At 46.8% G+C, this 21786-nt stretch carries 27 protein-coding genes; 6 read left to right on the forward strand and 21 right to left on the reverse strand.

The window, feature by feature from the left end:
• Nucleotides 1–49 precede the first annotated feature (49 nt).
• The 6 genes from ilvC to radC all read right to left on the reverse strand — a co-directional run bounded on the left by ilvC (nt 50) and on the right by radC (nt 5092).
• Nucleotides 50–1531: a ketol-acid reductoisomerase gene (gene ilvC, locus B0187_RS00330; protein WP_078235664.1), complete on the reverse strand. Its 1482-nt coding sequence runs from the start codon at nt 1529–1531 to the stop codon at nt 50–52.
• A gap of 321 nt (nt 1532–1852) precedes the next feature.
• The gene (locus B0187_RS00335) at nt 1853–2425 is read right to left on the reverse strand and encodes a DNA-3-methyladenine glycosylase I (RefSeq protein ID WP_078235666.1); all 573 of its coding nucleotides are present in this window, start codon (nt 2423–2425) and stop codon (nt 1853–1855) included.
• A gap of 39 nt (nt 2426–2464) precedes the next feature.
• Nucleotides 2465–3646: a Na+/H+ antiporter NhaA gene (nhaA, locus tag B0187_RS00340; RefSeq protein WP_078235668.1), complete on the reverse strand. Its 1182-nt coding sequence runs from the start codon at nt 3644–3646 to the stop codon at nt 2465–2467.
• A gap of 198 nt (nt 3647–3844) precedes the next feature.
• The gene (gene rpmG, locus B0187_RS00345) at nt 3845–4015 is read right to left on the reverse strand and encodes a 50S ribosomal protein L33 (RefSeq protein ID WP_010944694.1); all 171 of its coding nucleotides are present in this window, start codon (nt 4013–4015) and stop codon (nt 3845–3847) included.
• Nucleotides 4016–4026: 11 nt separating this feature from the next.
• Nucleotides 4027–4263 carry a 50S ribosomal protein L28 gene (gene rpmB, locus B0187_RS00350; RefSeq protein WP_006251446.1) on the reverse strand — a complete coding sequence of 79 codons (237 nt, stop codon included), beginning with the start codon at nt 4261–4263 and terminating at the stop codon, nt 4027–4029.
• 133 nt (nt 4264–4396) lie between these two features.
• Nucleotides 4397–5092, reverse strand: a complete 696-nt coding sequence (gene radC, locus B0187_RS00355; RefSeq protein WP_078235670.1) for a RadC family protein — start codon at nt 5090–5092, stop codon at nt 4397–4399.
• 158 nt (nt 5093–5250) lie between these two features.
• Here radC and coaBC point away from each other — a divergent pair, with 158 nt between their 5' ends.
• From coaBC to crp, 5 genes are all read left to right on the forward strand, one after another.
• Nucleotides 5251–6453 carry a bifunctional phosphopantothenoylcysteine decarboxylase/phosphopantothenate--cysteine ligase CoaBC gene (gene coaBC / locus B0187_RS00360; protein WP_078235672.1) on the forward strand — a complete coding sequence of 401 codons (1203 nt, stop codon included), beginning with the start codon at nt 5251–5253 and terminating at the stop codon, nt 6451–6453.
• A gap of 45 nt (nt 6454–6498) precedes the next feature.
• On the forward strand, nt 6499–6954 hold the full coding sequence (gene dut, locus B0187_RS00365; RefSeq protein ID WP_078235674.1) for a dUTP diphosphatase: 456 nt from the start codon (nt 6499–6501) through the stop codon (nt 6952–6954).
• Nucleotides 6955–6963: 9 nt separating this feature from the next.
• The gene (gene slmA, locus B0187_RS00370) at nt 6964–7578 is read left to right on the forward strand and encodes a nucleoid occlusion factor SlmA (RefSeq protein ID WP_078235677.1); all 615 of its coding nucleotides are present in this window, start codon (nt 6964–6966) and stop codon (nt 7576–7578) included.
• Nucleotides 7575–7799 carry a YheU family protein gene (locus B0187_RS00375; RefSeq protein ID WP_078235679.1) on the forward strand — a complete coding sequence of 75 codons (225 nt, stop codon included), beginning with the start codon at nt 7575–7577 and terminating at the stop codon, nt 7797–7799. The genes slmA and B0187_RS00375 overlap by 4 nt, the downstream gene beginning before the upstream one ends.
• Before the next feature lie 72 nt (nt 7800–7871).
• Nucleotides 7872–8546 (forward strand): cAMP-activated global transcriptional regulator CRP, encoded by a 675-nt coding sequence (crp, locus tag B0187_RS00380; RefSeq protein ID WP_078235681.1) that lies wholly within the window; start codon nt 7872–7874, stop codon nt 8544–8546.
• Nucleotides 8547–8613: 67 nt separating this feature from the next.
• Here crp and B0187_RS00385 read toward each other — a convergent pair whose 3' ends face one another.
• The 15 genes from B0187_RS00385 to rpmH all read right to left on the reverse strand — a co-directional run bounded on the left by B0187_RS00385 (nt 8614) and on the right by rpmH (nt 20752).
• Entirely contained in the window at nt 8614–9627 is a 1014-nt protein-coding gene (locus B0187_RS00385; protein WP_078235683.1) for an SPOR domain-containing protein, read from the reverse strand.
• Nucleotides 9628–9748: 121 nt separating this feature from the next.
• Nucleotides 9749–10516, reverse strand: a complete 768-nt coding sequence (locus B0187_RS00390; protein ID WP_078235687.1) for a class I SAM-dependent methyltransferase — start codon at nt 10514–10516, stop codon at nt 9749–9751.
• The gene (locus B0187_RS00395) at nt 10513–11193 is read right to left on the reverse strand and encodes a M15 family metallopeptidase (protein ID WP_078235689.1); all 681 of its coding nucleotides are present in this window, start codon (nt 11191–11193) and stop codon (nt 10513–10515) included. The genes B0187_RS00390 and B0187_RS00395 overlap by 4 nt, the downstream gene beginning before the upstream one ends.
• Before the next feature lie 343 nt (nt 11194–11536).
• Complete coding sequence (gene dapE / locus B0187_RS00400) at nt 11537–12667, reverse strand: succinyl-diaminopimelate desuccinylase (RefSeq protein ID WP_078235692.1); 1131 nt, start codon at nt 12665–12667, stop codon at nt 11537–11539.
• A gap of 1 nt (nt 12668) precedes the next feature.
• A complete protein-coding gene (locus B0187_RS00405; RefSeq protein WP_078235695.1) occupies nt 12669–13013 on the reverse strand; it encodes an ArsC family reductase in 345 nt (114 codons plus the stop codon).
• A 429-nt stretch (nt 13014–13442) separates the two neighbouring features.
• The gene (gene folP, locus B0187_RS00410) at nt 13443–14285 is read right to left on the reverse strand and encodes a dihydropteroate synthase (RefSeq protein WP_078235697.1); all 843 of its coding nucleotides are present in this window, start codon (nt 14283–14285) and stop codon (nt 13443–13445) included.
• Nucleotides 14282–15403: a tRNA (uridine(54)-C5)-methyltransferase TrmA gene (gene trmA / locus B0187_RS00415; protein ID WP_078235699.1), complete on the reverse strand. Its 1122-nt coding sequence runs from the start codon at nt 15401–15403 to the stop codon at nt 14282–14284. The genes folP and trmA overlap by 4 nt, the downstream gene beginning before the upstream one ends.
• A gap of 54 nt (nt 15404–15457) precedes the next feature.
• Nucleotides 15458–15790, reverse strand: a complete 333-nt coding sequence (locus B0187_RS00420; protein ID WP_078235701.1) for a MaoP family protein — start codon at nt 15788–15790, stop codon at nt 15458–15460.
• 137 nt (nt 15791–15927) lie between these two features.
• Nucleotides 15928–17286 carry a tRNA uridine-5-carboxymethylaminomethyl(34) synthesis GTPase MnmE gene (gene mnmE, locus B0187_RS00425; protein ID WP_078235953.1) on the reverse strand — a complete coding sequence of 453 codons (1359 nt, stop codon included), beginning with the start codon at nt 17284–17286 and terminating at the stop codon, nt 15928–15930.
• 74 nt (nt 17287–17360) lie between these two features.
• The gene (locus tag B0187_RS00430; RefSeq protein ID WP_078235955.1) at nt 17361–17828 is read right to left on the reverse strand and encodes a GNAT family N-acetyltransferase; all 468 of its coding nucleotides are present in this window, start codon (nt 17826–17828) and stop codon (nt 17361–17363) included.
• 5 nt (nt 17829–17833) lie between these two features.
• Nucleotides 17834–18097 (reverse strand): type II toxin-antitoxin system TacA family antitoxin, encoded by a 264-nt coding sequence (locus B0187_RS00435; RefSeq protein WP_078235704.1) that lies wholly within the window; start codon nt 18095–18097, stop codon nt 17834–17836.
• Nucleotides 18098–18210: 113 nt separating this feature from the next.
• Entirely contained in the window at nt 18211–19833 is a 1623-nt protein-coding gene (gene yidC, locus B0187_RS00440; RefSeq protein ID WP_078235707.1) for a membrane protein insertase YidC, read from the reverse strand.
• Nucleotides 19834–19947: 114 nt separating this feature from the next.
• Nucleotides 19948–20268: a membrane protein insertion efficiency factor YidD gene (gene yidD / locus B0187_RS00445; RefSeq protein ID WP_078235710.1), complete on the reverse strand. Its 321-nt coding sequence runs from the start codon at nt 20266–20268 to the stop codon at nt 19948–19950.
• Nucleotides 20193–20591 (reverse strand): ribonuclease P protein component, encoded by a 399-nt coding sequence (gene rnpA, locus B0187_RS00450; RefSeq protein WP_078235957.1) that lies wholly within the window; start codon nt 20589–20591, stop codon nt 20193–20195. Before rnpA ends, yidD begins: the two co-directional genes overlap by 76 nt.
• Before the next feature lie 26 nt (nt 20592–20617).
• The gene (gene rpmH / locus B0187_RS00455; RefSeq protein ID WP_005599701.1) at nt 20618–20752 is read right to left on the reverse strand and encodes a 50S ribosomal protein L34; all 135 of its coding nucleotides are present in this window, start codon (nt 20750–20752) and stop codon (nt 20618–20620) included.
• Between the two features lie 412 nt (nt 20753–21164).
• Here rpmH and B0187_RS00460 point away from each other — a divergent pair, with 412 nt between their 5' ends.
• Entirely contained in the window at nt 21165–21644 is a 480-nt protein-coding gene (locus B0187_RS00460) for a Dps family protein (RefSeq protein ID WP_078235712.1), read from the forward strand.
• Nucleotides 21645–21786: the final 142 nt, after the last annotated feature.

Raw genomic sequence — 21786 nt, forward strand, 5'->3', positions numbered from 1 at the left:
GAGACAAAAAAGCCAACGATAACGTTGGCTTTTTATTTATTGAAGAAAATTAACCTTGCGATGAAATACGTTTCATATCCGTCATATAACCACGCAATTCTTGTCCGATGATTTCGATTGGGTGGTTGCGGATTGCATCGTTTACATCACGCAACAACACGTTGTCGATTTCCACCGCTGGGGTTGGTTCGCCCAAGTCGCCTTTTTGTAGAGTTGGGATAATTTTTTCCGCAAGGATTGGCGTTGCAACGTGTGAGAATAAGTAGTTGCCGTATTCTGCGGTGTCTGAAATAACTACGTTCATTTCGTATAAGCGTTTACGAGCGATGGTGTTCGCAATTAACGGTAATTCGTGCAGTGATTCGTAGTAAGCCGATTCTTCGTAGATACCGCTTGCCACCATTGTGTCGAACGCTAATTCTACGCCCGCTTTCACCATTGCGACCATCACTACGCCGTTATCGAAGTATTCTTGCTCGCTGATTTTGATGCCGTCGCCTTTCGGGGCGTTTTCAAAGGCAGTTTTGCCCGTTTCTTCACGCCATTTGAGCAAGTTCGCATCGCCGTTCGCCCAGTCTGCCATCATTGTTGATGAAAATTCGCCGCTGATGATGTCGTCCATATGTTTTTCAAATAAGAACGCCAATTCAGCTTTGATTTGCTCTGAAAGCTCGAACGCACGCAATTTCGCAGAATTTGAAAGACGATCCATCATTAAGGTGATACCACCTTGTTTTAACGCTTCGGTGATGGTTTCCCAACCGTATTGGATCAATTTACCTGCGTAGGCGGGATCTTTGCCCTCTTTCACGAGTTTGTCGTAGCACACGATTGAGCCTGCTTGTAACATACCGCAAAGAATGGTTTGCTCGCCCATTAAGTCAGATTTCACTTCGGCAACGAAAGAAGATTCCAACACGCCCGCACGGTCGCCGCCTGTCGCACTCGCCCACGCTTTCGCAATCGCCAAGCCTTCGCCTTTCGGGTCGTTTTCTGGGTGAACGGCGATTAAGGTCGGCACGCCGAAGCCACGTTTGTACTCTTCACGCACTTCCGTCCCTGGGCATTTCGGTGCGGTCATTACCACAGTTAAATCTTTACGAATTTGCTCGCCCTCTTCCACGATGTTGAAACCGTGTGAGTAACCGAACGCGGCACCTTGTTTCATCAATGGCATTACGTCCGCCACCACTTTTGAGTGCTGTTTATCTGGGGTGAGGTTGATCACGAGATCTGCTGTTGGGATTAACTCTTCATAAGTGCCAACTTTGAAGCCGTTTTCAGTGGCACGCGTAAATGACGCACGTTTTTCTGCAATCGCTTCTGGGCGTAAGGCGTAGCTGATGTCTAAGCCAGAATCACGCATATTCAAACCTTGGTTTAAGCCTTGCGCGCCACAACCCACGATCACCACTTTTTTGCCTTTTAAGAAGTTGCAACCGTCTGCAAATTCTTCACGATCCATAAAACGACAACGACCTAATTGGTCTAATTTTTGACGTAAATTTAATGTGTTGAAATAGTTAGCCATTTTAAATTCCTTGTTTGTTTAGAAGAAAAATTCGAGGGCATTATAAGGGAAAAATCAAGTTGCGAAAATTGATATTATTGATATTTGTGATTTCATTTTGTGAAATGATGAAGATTTGGCTATTGCAAGCGGTGGGATTTTTCAAAATTTCACAGAATCTTACCGCTTGTCGCCCCCTTCGGTTTCGCTACGCTCAACCACTTCCCCCTCAAGCGGGGGCAGATCTTGTTCTACGGTAATTTTAAGATCTGCCCCCGTTTACGGGGGAAGTACCCTGCGTAGCAGGGGGTAGGGGGCAACAAATCGGATAAATAAGTTTATCTACAAGCGGTTAGATTTCCGTTTTTTACAAAAACAATCATCAAAATGATCATCTACCAATCCCACCGCTTGCATAAAGGCGTAGCAGGTGGTTTCGCCGACAAAGGCAAAACCTCGTTTTTTCAAGGCTTTGGACATTGCGGTGGAAGTGGGGGTTTTGCTTGGTAGATCTTCCGCTCGTTGCACCGAATTGGATTGGGGTTGATGTTGCACAAACGACCAGATGAAATCACTAAAATCCTCGCCGTTGGCTTGCATTGCAAGGTAGGCGTGGGCGTTTTTGATGATCGCCTGTAATTTGAGGCGGTGGCGGATTAAGCCTGCGTTTTGCATTAGTTGATCAAGATCGCTTTCGTTCATTTGAGCGATTTTTTCGGGCTGAAAGTGAAAAAAGGCTTGGCGATAAGCCTCTCGCTTTTTCAGCACGGTAATCCACGAAAGCCCCGCTTGTTGCCCCTCTAAACAAAACTGTTCAAACAGTTTTTGACTATCGTATTGGGGCTTGCCCCACTCTTGATCGTGGTAGGCTTGGTAAATCTCACTCTCGCCCACCCACGCACAACGTTTGATCATTTTCTTTCCTCAAAAAAATCCCCCTTACGGGGGATTGGATTATGCGAATTTCGGTTTGGTAACGGCTTTTAATAAGAAATAGCCCGCCACCGCAGAAACGCTCGAACCGAGCAAAATGCCTAATCGGGCAAGGGCGGTGAGGGTGGCATTCGAGACATCGTTCTCGCCGCCAAAGGCAAGCCCTGCGAGGAACATTGACATTGTGAAACCGATACCACACAACACGGCAATCGCAAACACTTGTTTCAAATTCACTCCCTCTGGCAATTTGGCGATTTTGAGTAAAATCGAGAGGTAGCAGAACAAGAATACGCCGAGGGGTTTGCCAATAATCAAGCCTAACGCAATGCCCAACGGTAACGGTGAAGCGAGTTCGGCAATGCCCACATCGAACAGCGACACCCCTGCGTTGGCGAAAGCGAACAGCGGTAGGATCACGAACGAACACCACGGGGTTAAAATTTCAGCAAAATGGTGCAATGGCGATTCGCCTTTTTTATCTTTGAGAGGGATACAGAAGCCGATGATGACCCCAGCGAGGGTGGCGTGAACGCCCGATTTCAACACCGCTGCCCATAAAATCAAGCCAACGACCATATAGGCACACAGGGCGGATACTTTAAAGCGGTTCAACACAATCAAGCCGACAATCGCCACCGCGGCAATGCTTAGTGCGGTGGTGCTGAGTCCGCCCGAGAAGAAAATCGCAATCACGACAATCGCCCCTAAGTCGTCAATAATCGCAAGGGCGAGTAGGAAAATTTTTAACGCAGGTGGCACTTGTTTGCTGAGTAATGCCACGATGCCGACCGCAAAGGCGATGTCCGTTGCCATTGGGATCGCCCAACCTTTGTGGAATTGGGGGAAATCTTGGTTAATCAACCAATAAATGAGGGCAGGCACAACCATTCCGCCCACGGCGGCAACCGCAGGGAAGATCGCTTTTTGGTAGCTGGATAATGAGCCTTCGAGCAATTCGGATTTCACTTCCATTCCCACTAGCACGAAAAAGACTGCCATAAAGCCATCGTTAATCCACATTAGCAGCGGTTTATCAATGCTAAAAGTGCCTAATTTGACCGCCACGGGGGTTTCTAAAAAACTAAAATAAAGCCCACTTAATCCAGAATTGGCGAAAATCATCGCCAAAATGGCAAAAATCAGCAGTAACACACCGCTTGCAGATTCCAGTTTTAGGAATTTTTGTATTGATGCAATCATTTATAACCTCCATCTTGCGACTCGCTATTTAGAGAACGTTTTAACCAAAATATTCCCTAAGATCAAATCTTTTTGTGAAAAAAGCGAACTACATCACATTTTTATTTTTTGATGTTGTTTTTTTAGACGGAAAGAAAATAAAGAATCGCCAAATATAAAAAAACCCGACATCTGTCGGGTTTTCTGCAAATCGGCAAATTATTTGATTTTTGCTTCTTTGTAAATAACGTGTTTACGCACTACTGGATCAAATTTTTTGATTTCCATTTTTTCAGGCATATTACGTTTATTTTTTGTAGTGGTGTAGAAATGACCAGTTTCAGCGGTTGAAACTAATTTGATTTTCTCACGATTACCTTTCGCTGCCATTGGTTAGCTCCTTAGATTTTCTCGCCACGAGCACGGATTTCAGCTAACACTGCATCAATGCCTTTTTTATCGATAATACGCATACCTTTCGCAGTTAAACGTAAGGTTACGAAACGGTTTTCGCTCTCAACCCAGAAACGGTGAGTGTGAAGGTTAGGAAGAAAACGACGTTTAGTCGCATTCATTGCGTGTGAGCGGTTGTTACCAACTGCTGGACGCTTGCCGGTTACTTGGCAAACTCTTGACATTTGTAATTCTCCAATAATTTAAGCTTAAGCTATAAATGGTTCGGGCGATTAGGGGCGTTTTGCCTTGCTAACTGCCTCGTCAGGCATAAACCCGACCCACGGACTACTTTAAAGGTTGCGGATTATACTCGGTTTAGCTTTCACTTTCAAGGGCAAAATCGGTATTTATTTTTTCTTCGGCAAAGGAAAAATAATCGCCCTTACCCACGATAATGTGATCGACAAACCGCACATCAACCAACTCGCAGGCTTGTTCGATCTGGCGAGTGAGCTGGCGATCCTCCTCGCTCGGCTTACATTTTCCCGAGGGGTGATTATGTGCCACGATCATCGCCGCCGCATTGCATTTCAAGGCTTCTTTGATGATTTCACGGGGGTGAACCGCTGCTTGATTGATCGTGCCGAAAAAGAGTTTTTCCTTTTTAATCAAGCGGTTTTGATTATCCAAAAACAGCACCATAAACACCTCTCGCTCATAATCTTCCAGTTCCGATTGAAACAACATCACCGCCAAATGAGGGGCATCAATCGTTGGAATTTCGTTCATCTGTTGCGAAAGATAACGTTTGGTCATCTCTTTGGTCGCTTGCAACTGCACAAATTGGGTTTGCCCCAGCCCTTTCACACGGCAGAAATCCGCCAAATTTGCCGATAACAACCCTCGCAGCGACCCAAACTCGCTCAACACCTTTTCCGACAACGCCATCACGGGCAAGCCCTTGATCCCCGTTCGCAGAAAAATTGCCAACAGTTCCTGATCCGTCAAACTTTCCGCCCCCGTTGCTAATAATTTTTCACGGGGCATTAACGCCACTTTATTTACGTTCATTTTGCCACACCTACCTCACGCAAAGGATAAAAAATCCCTTGCGTCACCACAAAGGCTATTTTTCAATTTGTCGATCGGGATCACAAAAATAATCGGATTGTGAGTAAATGCTTATTGCGGTAAAATCTCGCCCTCTTTTTCTTTCACACGGCAAGATAATGTTAAAACAGAAAAAAATCGTGGTCGGTATCACGGGCGGGATCGCCGCTTATAAAACGATTGAGCTGATCCGCCACCTGAAAACCGCAGGGGCTGAGGTGCGAGTGGTGCTAACCCCTGCCGCCGAAGCCTTTGTTACGCCGCTCACGCTGCAAGCCATTTCGGGCAATGCGGTGTCGCAATCCTTGCTCGATCCGCAGGCAGAACTGGCAATGGGGCATATTGAGTTGGCGAAATGGGCAGATTTGGTGGTGATCGCCCCTGCCAGTGCCGATTTTATCGCTCGGCTGCGGGTGGGAATGGGCAACGATTTACTTTCCACTATTTGCCTTGCGACAGCTGCCCCAATTCTGCTCGCCCCAGCGATGAATCAGCAGATGTACAAGCGGTCGGTTGTACAGGAAAATCTGCAAAGCCTTGTGCAACAAGGGATCAAGCTAGTCGGTCCGAACAGCGGTTTCCAAGCCTGCGGCGATGTGGGCGTGGGGCGAATGGCAGAACCGAGCGAGATTTTCCAAGCCGTGAACGACCACTTCGCCCAAGCCCAAGATCTTGCCGAATTAAGCGTAGTGATCACTGCTGGACCGACCCAAGAGCCGATTGACCCCGTGCGTTATATCAGCAACCATAGCTCGGGCAAAATGGGCTTTGCGATTGCCGAAGCCTTTGCACAACGAGGGGCGAAAGTTACTTTGATCGCTGGTCCAGTAAATCTTGCCACACCGCCGAATGTTGAGCGAATTAACGTGCTTTCTGCCCTTGAAATGGCACAACAAGCGGTGGCTTTGGCTCAAAAAAATGTGATTTTTATTGGCTGTGCAGCGGTGGCGGATTATCGGGTTGCCGAAGTGGCGGATCAGAAAATCAAGAAAACGGACGATAACGAAGAATTGACGCTAAAATTAGTGAAAAACCCCGATATTATCGCGAATGTGGCTCATCTTCGCCAAAACCGCCCCTTTGTGGTCGGCTTTGCGGCGGAAACCCAAAACGTGGCGGAATACGCGAAAAGCAAACTGCAACGCAAAAATCTCGACCTGATTTGTGCGAACGATGTCTCAGGCGGACAAGCCTTCGGGCAGGATCAAAACGCCCTACATCTATTCTGGCAAAACGGCGACAAAATCTTACCGCTTGCTAACAAAACCGTCCTCGCCAAACAGTTGGTAGAGGAAATTGTGGCGAGATACCAAGCCAAATAGCCGTTACAAGCGGTCAGATTTTTGGAAATTTTAAGAGAGGAAAAAATGAAACAGATTGATTTAAAAATTTTAGATAACCGTATCGGTACGGAATTTCCATTACCGACTTACGCCACCGCAGGCTCGGCGGGGTTGGATTTGCGTGCCTTGATTGAGCAGCCGCTGACGGTTGAAGCGGGGCAAACGGTGCTGATTCCCACGGGCATTTCGATTTACATCGCCGATCCGAATTTAGCCGCTGTGATTTTGCCCCGTTCGGGCTTGGGGCATAAAAATGGGATTGTGTTGGGGAATTTGGTCGGGCTGATCGACAGCGATTATCAAGGGCCGTTAATGGTTTCGTTGTGGAATCGTAGCGACAAGCCGTTCACGGTAGAAGTGGGCGACCGCATTGCTCAACTGGTATTCGTGCCAGTGGTGCAAGCCAGTTTCAACATTGTAAACGACTTTGCCCAAACCGAGCGTGGCGAGGGTGGATTTGGACATTCGGGTAAACAATAAGGGCAAAAAATGAGCGAAATTACGATTAAAATGCCGAAAAAATCCGTCAAAGAACGCCGCCAGCAGGTGCTGGAAGTGCTGGTGAGTTTGCTCAATTCCGAGGACGGAATGCAACGGGTTACCACCGAACGCCTTGCCAAAGCGGTGGGGGTCTCCGAGGGGGCGTTGTACCGCTATTTCCCGAGCAAAACCAAAATGTTTGAGGCGTTGATCGAAACCATTGAAAGCACCCTCAACAGCTATATTGCCAACAGCAAGCGTCAAGGCAACGATTTAGAAAGCAACGTGAAAGCGATTTTGTTCACGGTGTTGGAATTTGCCCGCAAAAACCCAGGGGTTACTCGCATTTTAACGGGACACGCCTTAATGTTTGAAGATGAAGCCCTCAAAGCCAAAGTGGCTCGTTTTTTCGATAATCTCGAATTGCAATTCCTCAATTTGTTGCAACTGAATAAGCGTAACCACAATTTAGGCGATACCCGTGAATTGGCGGGCTATCTCGTCAATTTCTGCGAGGGGCAATTTTTGCGTTTGGTGCGTTCTAACTTCCGTTACAACCAATTCCAACAATTTGATAAGCAATGGCTATTTATTAAGCCACTTTTTGAGGGAAAAACCGAATGATTATCCCGTGGCAGCAGCTCGAACCGACCACCCTCAACAATGTGCTAGATTCCTTTATTTTGCGAGAGGGGACGGATTACGGCGTGCGGGAATTATCCCTCGCCGAAAAGCGTGAGCGGTTATTAAATCAACTGAAAGCGGATAAAGTGGTCATTGTGTGGTCAGAATTACACCAGAGTTTGGATATTAAAGATAAAAAATCTTTCTTAGGCGATGTGTAAATTTGTGATACAATTTTTACAATACTTGGAAGTATTATTCAAATAATAGATGATTAAAAAGGTTTTTCGTCAATGCAAGACATTTCGCTTTCCATTCCCCCACTCGAAAATGAAACGCCCGTGCCACCCATCCACGATCCTGCGGTCGAGTGGTTTTTGACCCATTGCCACATTCATCGCTACCCCTCAAAATACACGCTGATCAATGCTGGCGAGGACGCGGAATCGCTCTACTACATCGTCAAAGGCACAGTAATGGTGTTTTTGAAAGATGAAGAGGGCAAAGAGATGATCCTCACCTATTTGGGGCAAGGGGAATTTGTCGGCGAAATCAGCCTGTTTGAAGAAACGGTGCAGAAACGCACCGCTTGGGTGAAAACCAAAGGCCCGTGCGAAATTGCCGAAATTTCCTACAAGCGGTTCAAACAACTAGTGCATATGAACCCTGATATTTTGATGTACCTTTCCGCCCAAATGGCACGCCGTTTGCGTCAAACTTCACGCCAAGTGAGCAATTTGGCATTCCTTGATGTAACAGGGCGAATCGCTCAAACCTTAATCAACCTCGCCCAACAACCCGAGGCGATGACCCACCCCGAGGGAATGCAGATCAAAATTACCCGCCAAGAAATCGGGCAAATGGTCGGTTGTTCCCGTGAAACTGTCGGCAGAATTTTAAAAATGCTCGAAGATGACGGCTTAATTTCCGCCCACGGCAAAACCATTGTGGTTTATGGGGCGAGGTAAATCTTCACTGATAAAAATACATAAAAAACCGAACCCTAAGGTTCGGTTTTTTTATGAAATCAAAGGCTTACATCGAAACAATCACACATTCCGCCACGCTTCGTGCATTCGACTGTGCTGATGAAGCGGAAGCACGGTCGCCGACAGGTCCGATAAAGACACGATTCCAATCCGCACTGCTCACAATACGAGCGTTATAACCTGCCATTGCTAAACGTGCCTGCATATTTTCCGCTTGGGCTTTGTTCTTAAAGGCACCGCATTGTAAACCAAAACGACCCGCTTGATTTGAGACTTGCTCATTCGGTTTTGCCGCCACGGCAACCACTTTTTGCGGTTTCGCCTGCTCTACTTTTTTCGCTTGCTCAGCTTTGGTTTTGTCGGCTTTCTCTTTTTCTGCTTTTAACTGATCCGCCTTAGCCTGTTCTGCCTTGGCTTGTTCCGTTTTAAGCTGTTCCGCCGATTTCGCTGCATTGGCTTTTTCTTGTTCCGCTTTCTTCGCTAACTCTTGCTGTTTTTTCAGCTCTTGTTTGCGTTTTTCTTCGGCTAATTTAGCTCTTTCCAAAGCTTTCTGCTCTTGGGCTTTTTTCGCCGCCGCAATTTCCTCTGGGGTAGCCTCTCTCGCCTCGACTTTGGCGGTCGGGGTTTGCGGTTTCACCTGCTCAGTGGCAGGCTGGTTTTGAACGGTTTCCATAATGGTAATTTGCGGCTCTTGGGCTTTCTGTTCCGCCGCTAAACGTAACTGTTCTTCCTGCTTACGGCGTTCTTCTTCCTCTTTTAATTTTTTCTCTTGCTCAGCATTTAATTGAGCTTGCACACGTTTATCCAACGGCACTTCACGGGTTTCTAAATCACGAATGTAGCTATACACCTCGTCAGGGCGACTTGGTAACGAACTTTTCGGTGGCGTAGGTGGCTGAATTGCCGAGGCTGGAATCGGTTGAGCGGGGGTATTTTCTTTCAATAACCACAAGCCCAAACCGAAAACGATACAAATTCCCGCAATGGTCGCCAAGATTTTTGAGATTTTTACATTCCCCTTTTTCTTCGACTCGCCTGCGTAATCACGTTGTTGTGTCATATTGACCTCTTTGTCATAAAATTTAGCAATACAAAATTTGACTATTCTACGGCAAAAAGCCCCTTTTGCCTAGCTAACCACAGGGGATTTTGTCGCCCAAATTTACAAAAATTAGCGGAAATCAATCCGCTTGCAAATTGGGCAAATGGGACAAATAAACATCAAACCGATGATTTTTGGTGGTTTGGCTGAAATCGGGCTTTTGTTCGGCAATAAAAGGGGCGTAATCAGGGCGTTTTACCACCACCCGCTTACGGGCGAGGGCTTTGGCGTGGTCGAAAAAATCGTCCGCATCCAAATCTGCCCCAACCAAATGTTGAAAAACTCGCATCTCTTTTTTGACCAAGGCACTTTTTTGCTTGTGGGGAAACATCGGATCGAAATAGACCACATCTGCTGCGAACTGGTCGGGATCTAAGGCTAAAATGGAAGAAACGGGGGCTAAAATCATTCGATCTCGCATAAATTCGCCGATTTCAGGATCTTGATAGGCACGCTGTAAACCATCTTCCAACAATGCTGACACCACGGGGTTGCGTTCCACCAAGGTAACTTTGCAGCCCACCGCCGCCAACACGAAGGCATCACGCCCCAAGCCTGCGGTGGCATCGATCACACTCGGCAGATAATCGCCCTTGATCCCCACCGCTTTTGCCACCGCCTCGCCCCGTCCGCCGCCAAATTTACGGCGATGAGCCATTGTGCCATCGACAAAATTGACCGCAATCGCCCCTAATTTCGGTTCGTCCAATTTGCGTAATTCTAATTGGTGATTGGTTTGCACGAGTGCTAAAATCGCCGAACTGTCGTCAATCAGTTGCCATTTGTCGCAAACTGCACGGAATTGCTCGGGATTGTCGCTTTCATTAATTAGTTGAATGGAACTCATAAAATATAGTGTTTAAACAGATCATCAAAATGGGCGATCAAACATTCTTTGCCTGCAAGATCTTCATCAATCCACGCAGATCGCAACATATCGGCACAAAATTCCGCTTGATAGCGTTCAGATAGCGGACGATAACTCAAATGCCACGGCTCGATCCCGATCCGCTTATCAGCCCTGCCGTTAAACGGAAAATAGAAACCAAACTGCTCCGCATTTTGGTTGAGCCAAGCGGTCAGATTTTCAAAATATCCACCCGCTTGATATTCCCAAGGTTCAAGCATAAGTGATTGATTTTTCGGCAATAAATCGGGATCGAAAATATCCAATTCCGTCCCCCAATGGTGGCGACTCGCCCCTGCCACCGCCGACCAACGCAACATTGCTTGGCACTTTTCCCAATCGGACAGGCAACTCAAATCAATCGCACAGCCTTGATCATTATGCACTTTCCGCTCGCCATTAAATTTAGCGTTCCAAATCGCCTTTTGCCGTTCAAAATCCCGAAAAGTGCTGGCTGGTTGCAAATTAAAGCCCGCTTGCTTCGCCGCCTGTTGCAACGCCAGAAAGGCTTGCACCGCTTCCGCCTGCAAAAAATGCTTATCCGACAACGGATTCAGCAACGGTACAAGGTGATCACGGCTTTTGCCCGTGAGGATTAAATTGAGGTTTTTATTCATTACTTTTAAATAAATTTCTACGGTTATTATCAAGGGCGGATATAAAATCCGCCCCTACGAATGATGATTAAATTTTCAGATTTCCCAAAATTTCAAACCATTGCTCGAATAAATTTCCCCGTCATTTTGCGTTGAGCGGTTGCGTCAAATTTCAAGGGCGATTTGTACTGTTTGAGCTTGCGAAGCAAGCGAGTTTACAAATCGACCGTAGAAATTAGCAACAAGCGAAACATCAGCAAAATGCCCGGGGTCGCCTTTCTTTTTGGTTACTTTTTCTTTGGCGAAGCAAAGAAAAAGTAACAGAACTCAAACAAGGGGTAGGATTTTTGAAAATTTTGCCAATCTATTTCAAAACGCTTTCCAAAATCTGATAGTAGATCTCGCCACATTTCCTCAAATCGTCCACGCTAACACACTCGTCCACTTTGTGAATGGTTTGGTTGAGAGGGCCAAATTCCACCACTTCCGCCCCCATTTGAGCGATGAAACGTCCGTCAGAAGTACCGCCGCTGGTTTCTAATAGCGGTGTGATTTTTGCCACGTTTTGCACCGCTTGCACCGTGGCTTCCACCAATTTTCCTTTTGCGGTTAAAAACGGTTTTCCCGACAAATTCCAGCTAATTCGGTGCGTTAAGCCGTGTTTTTGCAACAATTCGCTCACTTTGGTTTTGATGATTTCATCGTTCACTTCGGTGCAGTAACGTAGGTTAAATTGTACATACAATTCCCCTGGAATCACATTATTGCTACCCGTACCCGCCTTGATATTGGCAATTTGTAGGCTAGTCGGCGGAAAAAACTCATTGCCGTTATCCCACTGGTAAGCGGTCAGTTCGCTCAAAAAAGCGAGGGATTTATGCACAGGGTTGTCGGCGAGGTGTGGATAAGCAACGTGTCCTTGCACGCCCTCAATATAGAGATCCGCCGTGATCGAACCACGTCTGCCGTTTTTCACCACATCGCCCAACTGCTTACCGCTGGACGGCTCGCCCACGACACAATAATGGATCGCTTCGCCCCGTTGCATTAAGGCTTCGACTACTTTTACTGTGCCGTCTTTGGCAGCAGCTTCTTCATCAGAAGTAATCAGCAAGCCGATTTTTCCCTTGTGATTTGGGTGCTTTTGTACGAAATTTTCGGCGGCGATCACCATTGCCGAAAGCGATCCTTTCATATCCGCTGCACCACGTCCATAAAGCAAGTTATCCACAATGCAAGCCTCGAACGGTGGATAAGTCCACTGGGTTTGATCGCCGACTGGCACGACATCCGTATGCCCTGCAAAGGCAATACAAGGCTCTTCCGTACCGTGGGTCGCCCACAAATTAAGGGTGTCGCCAAAGGGTAGCCACTCGATTTGGAAACCGACTTTCGCCAAACGTTCGGCGATCACCTGCTGGCAACCTTGATCATCGGGGCTAATGGACGGACGGCGGATTAAATTCTGAGCCAGCTCAATAATCTGATTTTTCATTTTATTTCAATAGGTTAGCTTGATATTCTGCTTCACTAAAACCGAGTAAAGCGATGTCGTTGTGAATCAAAATCGGGCGTTTGATCAAGGTCGGCTCTTCGTTCAACACCTGCAACGCGGTTTCACGGTTGAGGTTATTTTTGATCGCCTCGTCTAAATTCCGCCACGTTGTGCTACGTTTATTCACCAGATTTTCCCAGCCGAATTGATCCGCCATTTTCGCCAGCCACGCCGAGTCCAAACCGTCCACCCGATAATCGTGCAACACAGGCGAAAAGCCGTTTTGTTCTAACCATTTCAACGCTTTTTTCACAGTGTCGCAGTTTTTGATGCCGTAGAGTTTCATCTATTTTTCCTTTTGTGTATGAATGGGGCTATTGTGAAATTTTCAAAAATCTTACCCCTTGTTAATTCCTACTTTCTTTGCTTCGCCAAAGAAAGTAGGCAAAGAAAGGCGACCCCGAGCATTTTGCTTTGTTTCGCTTGTTTCTAATTTCTACGAACGATTTGTAAACTCGCCTACTGCGTAGGCTCAAACAGTACAAATCGTTCTTGAAATTGACGAAACCGCTCAACGCAAAATGACGGGGGATTTTCCCTCTCTCTGCCCAAAATGCTAAACGCATTTTGGGCTGTCTCTCTCCTGTGAACGGGAGAGAGGAAATTTATCTCAACGCTCGGTAAATATCCCCTCGCCCGCTTACGGGAGAGGGAGGAGAAAATCCGTAGGATTTTCGGAGGGAGAGGGTTAAATTCTCAAAAATCCCACCCCTTGCTATGCTTGCTGGGTGGCTTGCCAGATTTTGAGGGCGTCGGCGGTTTCGGCGACGTCGTGGACGCGGACGATTTTTGCCCCGTTTTGCACTGCGATTAACGCCCCAGCCACACTGCCGATGATACGTTGATCGACAGGTTTATCCAACACCGCCCCGATCATTGATTTACGCGAAAGCCCCGCCAACACGGGATAGCCCGATTGGACGAACGCATTCAAATGTTTGAGCAGTTGGAAATTGTGTTGTACCGTTTTGCCGAAGCAGAAGCCCACGTCCAAAATGATATGCTCTTTTTTGATCCCTGCGGTCAGGCACGCAAAAATTCGTTGATTGAGGAAAGTCGCTACCTCATCCACCACATCATCATAGTCGGGGTTTTGTTGCATTGTTTGCGGCGAGCCTTGCATATGCATTAAGCAGACGGGCAGGTCGAGCCGAACCGCCGTTTCAAGGGCGTTCGGCTCGGTTAAGGCACGAATATCGTTGATGATGTCCGCCCCCACTTTTGCCGTTTCCGCCATTACCATCGCCTTTGAGGTGTCCACCGAAATCAAGCAATCAAACCGCTGGCGAACCGCTTCCACCAACGGCACAACCCGTTCCAGCTCTTGCTGTTCGCTCACAATTTCCGCATTCGGGCGGGTCGATTCGCCGCCGATGTCGATAATGCTCGCCCCCTCGTTCAGCATTTTTTCCACTTGCACAAGGGCTTTATCGAGGCTGAAAAATTTGCCCGAATCGGAAAACGAATCGGGGGTGAAGTTCAAAATTCCCATAATTTGCGGTTGGGAAAGATCCAGCAAGCGGTCAGTTCCGAGCAAATTTTTAAACGAAATTTTCATTTATCCCCCCGCTTGTTTGCGTTGCTATCTTTTCGTTCTAGGCAAACGCCGCTTTCGATGTGGTCGGTGTAAGGGAATTGGTCGAACAAGGCACAACGCACAATGCGGTGGGTTTGGCAAAGTTGTTGCAGGTTGTCCGCCAGCGTGTGCGGATTGCAGGAAATATACAAAATCCGATCATAACCCTGCACTAAATTAAGGGTGTCGGGATCCAGTCCCGCCCGTGGCGGATCAACAAAGATCGTGTTGCAATCGTAGCTGGCTAAATCGATCCCTTTCAGGCGGTTAAAGGCTCGCACGCCGTTGAGGGCTTGGGTAAATTCTTCCGCCGACATTCGCACAATTTGCAAATTATCCACCTCGTTTTGGGCGATGTTGTATTGTGCCGATTCCACCGAAGATTTGGAAATTTCGGTTGCCAGCACCTTGCGGAATTGGCTTGCCAACGCAATCGAAAAATTGCCGTTGCCGCAATAGAGTTCGAGCAAATCGCCCTCGCTGTTGGCGGTGCAACTTCTCGCCCATTCCAGCATTTTGATGTTCATTTTGCCGTTCGGCTGGGTGAAGCTGTTTTCCACTTGGCGATAGGTGTAATTGTTACCATCAATCGGCAGAATTTCTTCCACATAATCGCAATCAAGGGCGATTTTTTGTTTGGTCGCTCGCCCGATAATTTGCACCGCAAAACCTTGTTTTGTGAGGCGTTGTTTGAGTAATTTCGCTTCGGCGATCCAACTTTCATCGAGCTTTTTATGGTAAAGCAACGACACCGCAATTTGTCCGCTCAATGTGCTGAGATAATCCACTTGGAACAGCTTGCGAGTCAAGATTTCATTGCCACGAATCGCCACCAACAATGCCATCATCATTTGGTTAATCAGTTGGCTGGCAATCGGGAATTGATCGACCCGATAGCGTTGTTTGGTGTGCGGATCAAACATAATGTGGAACAGATCGCCCGCCTCGTGCCAAATGCGAAACTCAGCTCGCAGGCGGAAGTGTTGCGGTTCAGAGGCAAACTGCTCTAAGGCAGGGGCGGAAAACGGGGCAAGTAAAGCGGTAAGATGCTCGGCTTTTTTTGCGAGTAGGGTTGGATATTGATCGACTGGTAAAATCATCTCGGCTTGTTATCAATGTGATGATAGCCCAAAACGGGCTATCAGAAAGGTCAATTATTCTGCGGCACTAAAATCATCGTTGGCATCGCCTGCCACGTTGCCTGAAAGGGTGTAAATGCGTTTGGTTTTGCCCGTTAAATCACGGTATTTCAACCACGCTTTTTCGATCACGCTTTCCGCAATTTCTTCGCCTTTACACACCGCCACAAAGCGTTTTTCTTCTGGGGTAGCAGGTTTGCGTTCGCCCGATTCTAATTCTAAACACGCCAAGCCATATTGTTCTAAGGTTTGAGCTTCACGAATGGTGTAATCGCCGTGGCGAGCAAAACCACGTGGGTAATTTTTATCATCAAAAAAACGACGTGAAACGCTAAAACTTTCTGCCATAAAATGCCTCTTTTTTGTACTAAATAGATGAATGAAAAATGGGGTAGCATTAAAGCAAAGATCGCGGTTAAGCTCAAATGTTTTAATGCAAAAAGCGGTAAGATCCGCGAAATTTTGCGAAATCCTACCCCTTGCAGTTACTTGCCGATACAGAACGAGCTAAAAATGTTGCCGAGCAGGTCGTCTGAGGTAAATTGCCCCGTGATTTCGCTCAGGGCGTTTTGCACCATTCGCAACTCTTCGGCGAGCAGTTCGCCAGCAAAAAATTGGGTGAGCTGAATATGCCCACGTTCCAAATGTTCGGCGGCGGTTTCAAGGGCTTGCAAATGGCGGCGGCGAGCGATAAAACCTCCCTCGGTTGAGCTTTGATAACCCATTGATTTTTTGAGGTGTTCACGCAGTAAATCTACGCCCACTTGGGTTTGTGCCGACAGGCGGATCAGAGTGAAATCCCCTTGCTGTTCAAGGCTTTCGCTTTCGTTAGTCAGATCAACTTTGTTGCGAATCACGGTTACTGGTACATTTTTCGGCAGGGTGGCGAGAAAATCCGCCCATTCCGTTTGAAAATCCTCGGCGTGGCTTTGGCTGCTGTCGATCATCAACAAAACGTGATCCGCTTGGGCGATTTCGTCCATTGCCCGTTGAATGCCGATCTGTTCCACCTTGTCGCTCGCCTCACGCAAGCCTGCGGTGTCGATGATGTGCAGCGGCATTCCGTCAATGTGGATATGCTCTCGCAACACATCACGGGTCGTGCCAGCGATGTCGGTAACAATCGCCGCCTCACGCCCTGCAAGGGCGTTGAGCAGGCTGGATTTACCTGCATTCGGGCGACCTGCGATCACCACTTTCATACCCTCACGCAAAATCGAACCTTGTTTTGCCTCTCGGCGGACACTGTCGAGCTGACGGATAATCTCATTCAAATGCCCCTCAATTTTGCCGTCTGCGAGGAAATCAATTTCTTCATCGGGGAAGTCAATCGCCGCTTCCACATAGGTACGAAGATAAATAACCGAATCCACTAACTGATTGATTTTATTAGAAAATTCCCCCTGCAACGATTTTAACGCGGAACGAGCCGCTTGCTCGCTGGTGGCGTCAATCAAATCGGCAATCGCTTCCGCTTGGGCGAGGTCGAGTTTATCGTTCAAAAATGCCTGCTCGGAAAATTCCCCTGCTCGGGCGATCCGCACCCCTTTCACTTGCAAAATGCGTTTGAGTAGCAAGTCCAAAATCACTTGACCGCCGTGGCCTTGCAGTTCCAACACATCTTCGCCTGTGAACGAATTAGGGGCTTTGAAAAAGAGGGCGATCCCTTGATCTAACACCGTGCCGTCAATGTCTTTGAACGGCAAATAGTTGGCAATACGAGGTTTGAGCGGCTTACCGAGTACCGCCTCTGCCACCGTTGAGGCTAGCGGTCCAGACACCCGTAAAATCCCTACGCCCCCCCGACCAATCGGGGTGGCTTGGGCGACTATCGTATCTTTTATTATTGTTTCTTCCATTTTGTTTCCTTTTTATTCTTTGCAAGGGGTAGGATTTTTAAAAATCTTACCCCTTGTTGTTACAATTTGAGCATTAAGGTTAGGTCGTCAATCGGCGAACTGACAAAGCCATATTGCAGATAAAAGTTTTTGGCGGTGTCGTTTAAAGCGTGAACCAACAAGGCTCTCACGCCAATTTGCTCGCTCACTTGCTTGGCTCTTAACACCGCATCTTTCAACAATGCCGCCCCTAACTGTTGCCCTTGCATTTGTTGATCCACCGCCAAGCGAGCAAGAATAATCACGGGGATTGGGTCGGGCATATTTCGCCGAATGTTGCCCGTTGCCTGAATGTGAGTAACCGCCCCAGAGGACATCGCATAATAGCCCATTACCCGTTGCTGTTGATCAACCACCACAAAAGTGCGGCTGGCTCGGCTATGTTGATTTTTCAAAGCTTTGCGTTTCAGCCATTGATTCAACACTTCTTCGCCACAATCAAAGGATTGCGTTTGATGATGAGCTTCTAGCAAAATCGGGGCTGAAATTGGCATTATGATTCCCACGGGCTTTGCACCGCCATTAGTTTTTCCAGCCCTTTTGCACTCGCTAACGGCTGTTCTAACATTTCACTGAATTGTTGAAAGGCGGGCGATGAGAGTTGGAAAATTTGGCGATCTAAAATCACATCTTGGGCATAGTGGCAAGCCACTTCCAACATAAATTCCGAACGGGTTTTGCCTAATAAGGCTGAGGCGTGGTCGATTAAATCTCGCTGGCTTGGCTTCGCTCTTAAATTGATCGGTGCTGTTCGCATTGTTCCCCCTATATACAATAGATACACATTCTAAGGGAATTATACTGCTTGTCAATCTCACAAAAATAAGCCAACAAAAAGGCACTCTCGCGAGTGCCTTGGTTAATCATTCGTTATTTTTGGCGTGAATGTAAGCCTTTCTTTTCAAGATTGCGGTAGATGAACCACTGTTGTGCAATCGTGATTAAGTTTGAAGTAAGCCAGTAAAGCACCAAGCCTGACGGGAACCAGAGGAAGAACACGGTAAACATCACTGGCATAAAGTTCATTACCTTTTGTTGCACAGGGTCGGCGATTGGGGTCGGCGACATTTTTTGCAACAGGAACATTGAGCCACCCATTAGCAACGGCAGAATGTAGTATGGATCTTGTGCCGAGAGGTCTTGAATCCAGCCGAAGAATGGGGCGTGGCGAAGTTCCACCGCTTCCATAAAGGTCCAGTAAAGGGCGATGAAGATCGGCATTTGGATTAAGATTGGTAAACAGCCACCCATTGGGTTTACTTTTTCTTCTCTGTAGAGCTTCATCATCTCTTGGCTCATACGTTGGCGGTCATCGCCGAAACGTTCACGCATTTCTTGCAATTTTGGTTGCAACATACGCATTTTCGCCATTGAGGTGTATTGGGCTTTGGTGAGTGGATAAAGCAAGGTTTTTACCACAATGGTTACGCCAATAATCGCTAAGCCCCAGTTGGTTACGATTTTTTGGATAAAGGTTAATAACCAGAAAAGTGGTTTAGCAATGAACCACGCCCAGCCGTAATCCACGGTTAAATCGAGATTTTTCGCAGTGGCTTCCATTGCGTTTTGATCTTTCGGGCCTGTCCAAAGTTGGCTTTGAATGGTCGCTTCGCTATTTGGGGCAACGGTGGTTAATGCACCACGGTAGCCGATAGTCGCTACGCCGTTGTTGGTGCGTGAGTAGAGGGTGTTATCCGCATCTTGATTTGGCACCCACGCCGACACAAAATAGTGTTGTAAAACCGCAACCCAACCCGCTTTGGTGTTGATGTCGAGGTTCGCTTTCGCCATATCTTCAAAGCTATATTTTTTGTAGTTCACTTCGGAAGAGGAATAAGCACCGCCCGTGTAAGTTGGCATTGCAAAGTTGCCCGAGCTTTCTACGAGGGTATGTTTGAGCTGACCGTAAGGCTGCACTTCCACCGCTTGGGCGGTGCTGTTTTTCACCACAAAATTCACGCCCACATCGTAGCTACCACGTTTTAAGGTGTAAATTTTGGTGTAAGTTACGCCCTCTTTTTCAAATACAAGCGGTACGGAAATTTCATTTTGTCCGTCTGCAAGCACGAATTGATCTTGGCTGACTTGATATTGCGGACGACCTGCGTTGGTGTCAATGCCGTTTTTGCCGACTAAGCCACTTTGTGCAACATAGATCGTTTTATCGTTTTGTAATAATTTGAACGGCTCGCTGGCATTGAGTTGAGCGTTGTGTTTCAACAGATCTGACTCAATCACATCGCCACCGAGGGTATCAATCGTCAAGCGTAACACATCACTCTGAATGGTAATGGTTTTGCCTTTCGCACTGCTTTCGGCAATTTGATTGCTCGCATTTGAGGCATTCGGCACATCACCGTTTTGGTTGGCAACTTGTTGCGTTTGTTGTTTTTGGGCTTGCACCGCAGGGTCAAATTGTTGCTGCCATTGGGTAAACAGCAAAAAAGAGACCAACAACAAACCGATCACCAGTAAACTACGATTTGAATTCATTTTGAGTTCTCTTGGTTGGAAATGATAAAAAGAAAGGCATTTTATAATAGGTTGGGCGATGATCCAACCGATAGCGGTTATTTTTGGTCGAAATTGACAAAATTTTGGGAAATCTTACCGCTTGCAGGGGGATTTTTCCGCTTTCGGTGGCACGGGATCTTCCCCACCCGCGTGGAATGGGTGGCATTTCGCCAACCGTTTGAGGGTTAAACAACCGCCTTTCATCGCCCCGTGCAGTTTAATTGCTTCCACCGCATAGGTTGAGCAAGTGGGATAAAAACGGCAACGAGGCCCGATCAACGGGCTGACCGCATAGCGATAGAAAAAAATCGGGGCGAGCAACGCCTTTGCCGACCAACTTAGCTTTGCTTCTCGGCTTGTTTGTCTTGCTTGTTTTGTTGGCTTTGTTTGCTTAGACGAATGTGGCGATGCCATAATTTTTCGAGGATAGCAAAAAGAGTCGCGTTGTCGAGCTTGCCGATACCGCCTTTCGCCACAAACACAAAATCAAAATTTGGCAGTTCGTGCTGTTTTAGGCGAAAGCTCTCTCGCACAATCCGCTTAATGCGATTGCGGTCGTGGGCGCGTTTTAAATGCTTTTTGGCAACGGTTAAACCTAAACGAGGGTGTTCAAGTTGGTTGGCTCGGGCAAGAAGGGTTAATTCGGGGGTGCTGGCTCTGAAAGGATTTTCAAAGACCGCTTTAAATTGAACGGGAACTAACAGACGTAGTTCCCGAGAGAAAGTTTGCTTGTTCACGCAAGGTGTGTGAGCAAAATTTTTCATTATGCAGAAAGGCTTTTACGACCTTTTGCACGACGACGTGCTAAAACTTGACGACCGTTTTTAGTAGCCATACGAGCACGGAAACCGTGAGTACGAGCACGTTTTAATACAGATGGTTGAAATGTACGTTTCATTGCTATTACCTAGTCTTAAAAAAATGCTGGCACGAAAATTCGTAACCAAACAGAGAACCATAAAAAAGAGGACGCAATTCTAGCCACTTTCAACCAAAAGATCAACGACTAATTTACAAAATCCACCATTTCCGTTGTAAATAAGAATAATTTTTATTGATTGATTAAAACTCTTAATCTATTGACCCTAAAAATGGAATGAAATTGCGAGCTATTCTTGTTTTACTTTGATTTATCAATACATATAAATGGTTTTAATTCTTATTTAGCTTAACTTTATTGATAGTTAAAACATATCAACTGAATAGATAATAATCGCTTGCACTCGTCAAATTCGCCTTTATAATGCACCTCACGCGACCAAAATCGGTGTCGCCAACTTATTTTTTACATTGATTAAGAGGATAAAAAAATGACAAACAATATCGGTTTAAACGTGGCATCATCAGAAAAAATTGCCAACGAACTCAACAACTTACTCGCCACCTACCAAGTATTCTATATGAATATGCGTGGCTACCACTGGAACATCAAAGGGGTAAACTTCTTCCAACTTCACGCTAAATTTGAAGAAGTGTATGACGATCTTGCGGCGAAAATTGACGAAGTTGCCGAGCGTATCCTAACCTTAGGCTTCACCCCTGTTCACGCATTCAGCGGTTACTTACAAGCCACCCGCCTGCAAGAACACACCAACGCCACCTCGGCACAAGAGTGTTTAAGTGGTGCATTAAACGGCTTCAAAACCTTAATCGCCCAACAACGTGAGATCTTAACCCTCGCCGCCGCCGAGGGCGACGACAGCACCGAATCTTTGATGAGCGATTACATCAAAGAGCAAGAAAAACAAGTGTGGATGTTCTCATCAGCCAGTGCTTGCTGCCAAGGCTAATTTGACACGTTCGATATAAAAACAAGCGGTAAGATTTTTGGGAATCTTACCGCTTGTTTGTTTAGCTCATTTGAAAGAATTGATGAATTTTCATCACATCATAGGCAAGTTGTTCAACTTTAACAAATTTCTTAAAAGTAAG

Origin of the sequence: Haemophilus paracuniculus, assembly GCF_002015115.1 — a bacterium.
Lineage (GTDB): Bacteria > Pseudomonadota > Gammaproteobacteria > Enterobacterales > Pasteurellaceae > Haemophilus_E > Haemophilus_E paracuniculus.

Coding starts and splice junctions, on each gene's coding strand:
- ilvC (WP_078235664.1), bottom strand. CDS start 1,531: ATGGCTAACTATTTCAACACATTAAATTTACGTCAAAAATTAGACCAA.
- B0187_RS00335 (WP_078235666.1), bottom strand. CDS start 2,425: ATGATCAAACGTTGTGCGTGGGTGGGCGAGAGTGAGATTTACCAAGCC.
- nhaA (WP_078235668.1), bottom strand. CDS start 3,646: ATGATTGCATCAATACAAAAATTCCTAAAACTGGAATCTGCAAGCGGT.
- rpmG (WP_010944694.1), bottom strand. CDS start 4,015: ATGGCAGCGAAAGGTAATCGTGAGAAAATCAAATTAGTTTCAACCGCT.
- rpmB (WP_006251446.1), bottom strand. CDS start 4,263: ATGTCAAGAGTTTGCCAAGTAACCGGCAAGCGTCCAGCAGTTGGTAAC.
- radC (WP_078235670.1), bottom strand. CDS start 5,092: ATGAACGTAAATAAAGTGGCGTTAATGCCCCGTGAAAAATTATTAGCA.
- coaBC (WP_078235672.1), top strand. CDS start 5,251: ATGTTAAAACAGAAAAAAATCGTGGTCGGTATCACGGGCGGGATCGCC.
- dut (WP_078235674.1), top strand. CDS start 6,499: ATGAAACAGATTGATTTAAAAATTTTAGATAACCGTATCGGTACGGAA.
- slmA (WP_078235677.1), top strand. CDS start 6,964: ATGAGCGAAATTACGATTAAAATGCCGAAAAAATCCGTCAAAGAACGC.
- B0187_RS00375 (WP_078235679.1), top strand. CDS start 7,575: ATGATTATCCCGTGGCAGCAGCTCGAACCGACCACCCTCAACAATGTG.
- crp (WP_078235681.1), top strand. CDS start 7,872: ATGCAAGACATTTCGCTTTCCATTCCCCCACTCGAAAATGAAACGCCC.
- B0187_RS00385 (WP_078235683.1), bottom strand. CDS start 9,627: ATGACACAACAACGTGATTACGCAGGCGAGTCGAAGAAAAAGGGGAAT.
- B0187_RS00390 (WP_078235687.1), bottom strand. CDS start 10,516: ATGAGTTCCATTCAACTAATTAATGAAAGCGACAATCCCGAGCAATTC.
- B0187_RS00395 (WP_078235689.1), bottom strand. CDS start 11,193: ATGAATAAAAACCTCAATTTAATCCTCACGGGCAAAAGCCGTGATCAC.
- dapE (WP_078235692.1), bottom strand. CDS start 12,667: ATGAAAAATCAGATTATTGAGCTGGCTCAGAATTTAATCCGCCGTCCG.
- B0187_RS00405 (WP_078235695.1), bottom strand. CDS start 13,013: ATGAAACTCTACGGCATCAAAAACTGCGACACTGTGAAAAAAGCGTTG.
- folP (WP_078235697.1), bottom strand. CDS start 14,285: ATGAAAATTTCGTTTAAAAATTTGCTCGGAACTGACCGCTTGCTGGAT.
- trmA (WP_078235699.1), bottom strand. CDS start 15,403: ATGATTTTACCAGTCGATCAATATCCAACCCTACTCGCAAAAAAAGCC.
- B0187_RS00420 (WP_078235701.1), bottom strand. CDS start 15,790: ATGGCAGAAAGTTTTAGCGTTTCACGTCGTTTTTTTGATGATAAAAAT.
- B0187_RS00435 (WP_078235704.1), bottom strand. CDS start 18,097: ATGCGAACAGCACCGATCAATTTAAGAGCGAAGCCAAGCCAGCGAGAT.
- yidC (WP_078235707.1), bottom strand. CDS start 19,833: ATGAATTCAAATCGTAGTTTACTGGTGATCGGTTTGTTGTTGGTCTCT.
- yidD (WP_078235710.1), bottom strand. CDS start 20,268: ATGGCATCGCCACATTCGTCTAAGCAAACAAAGCCAACAAAACAAGCA.
- rpmH (WP_005599701.1), bottom strand. CDS start 20,752: ATGAAACGTACATTTCAACCATCTGTATTAAAACGTGCTCGTACTCAC.
- B0187_RS00460 (WP_078235712.1), top strand. CDS start 21,165: ATGACAAACAATATCGGTTTAAACGTGGCATCATCAGAAAAAATTGCC.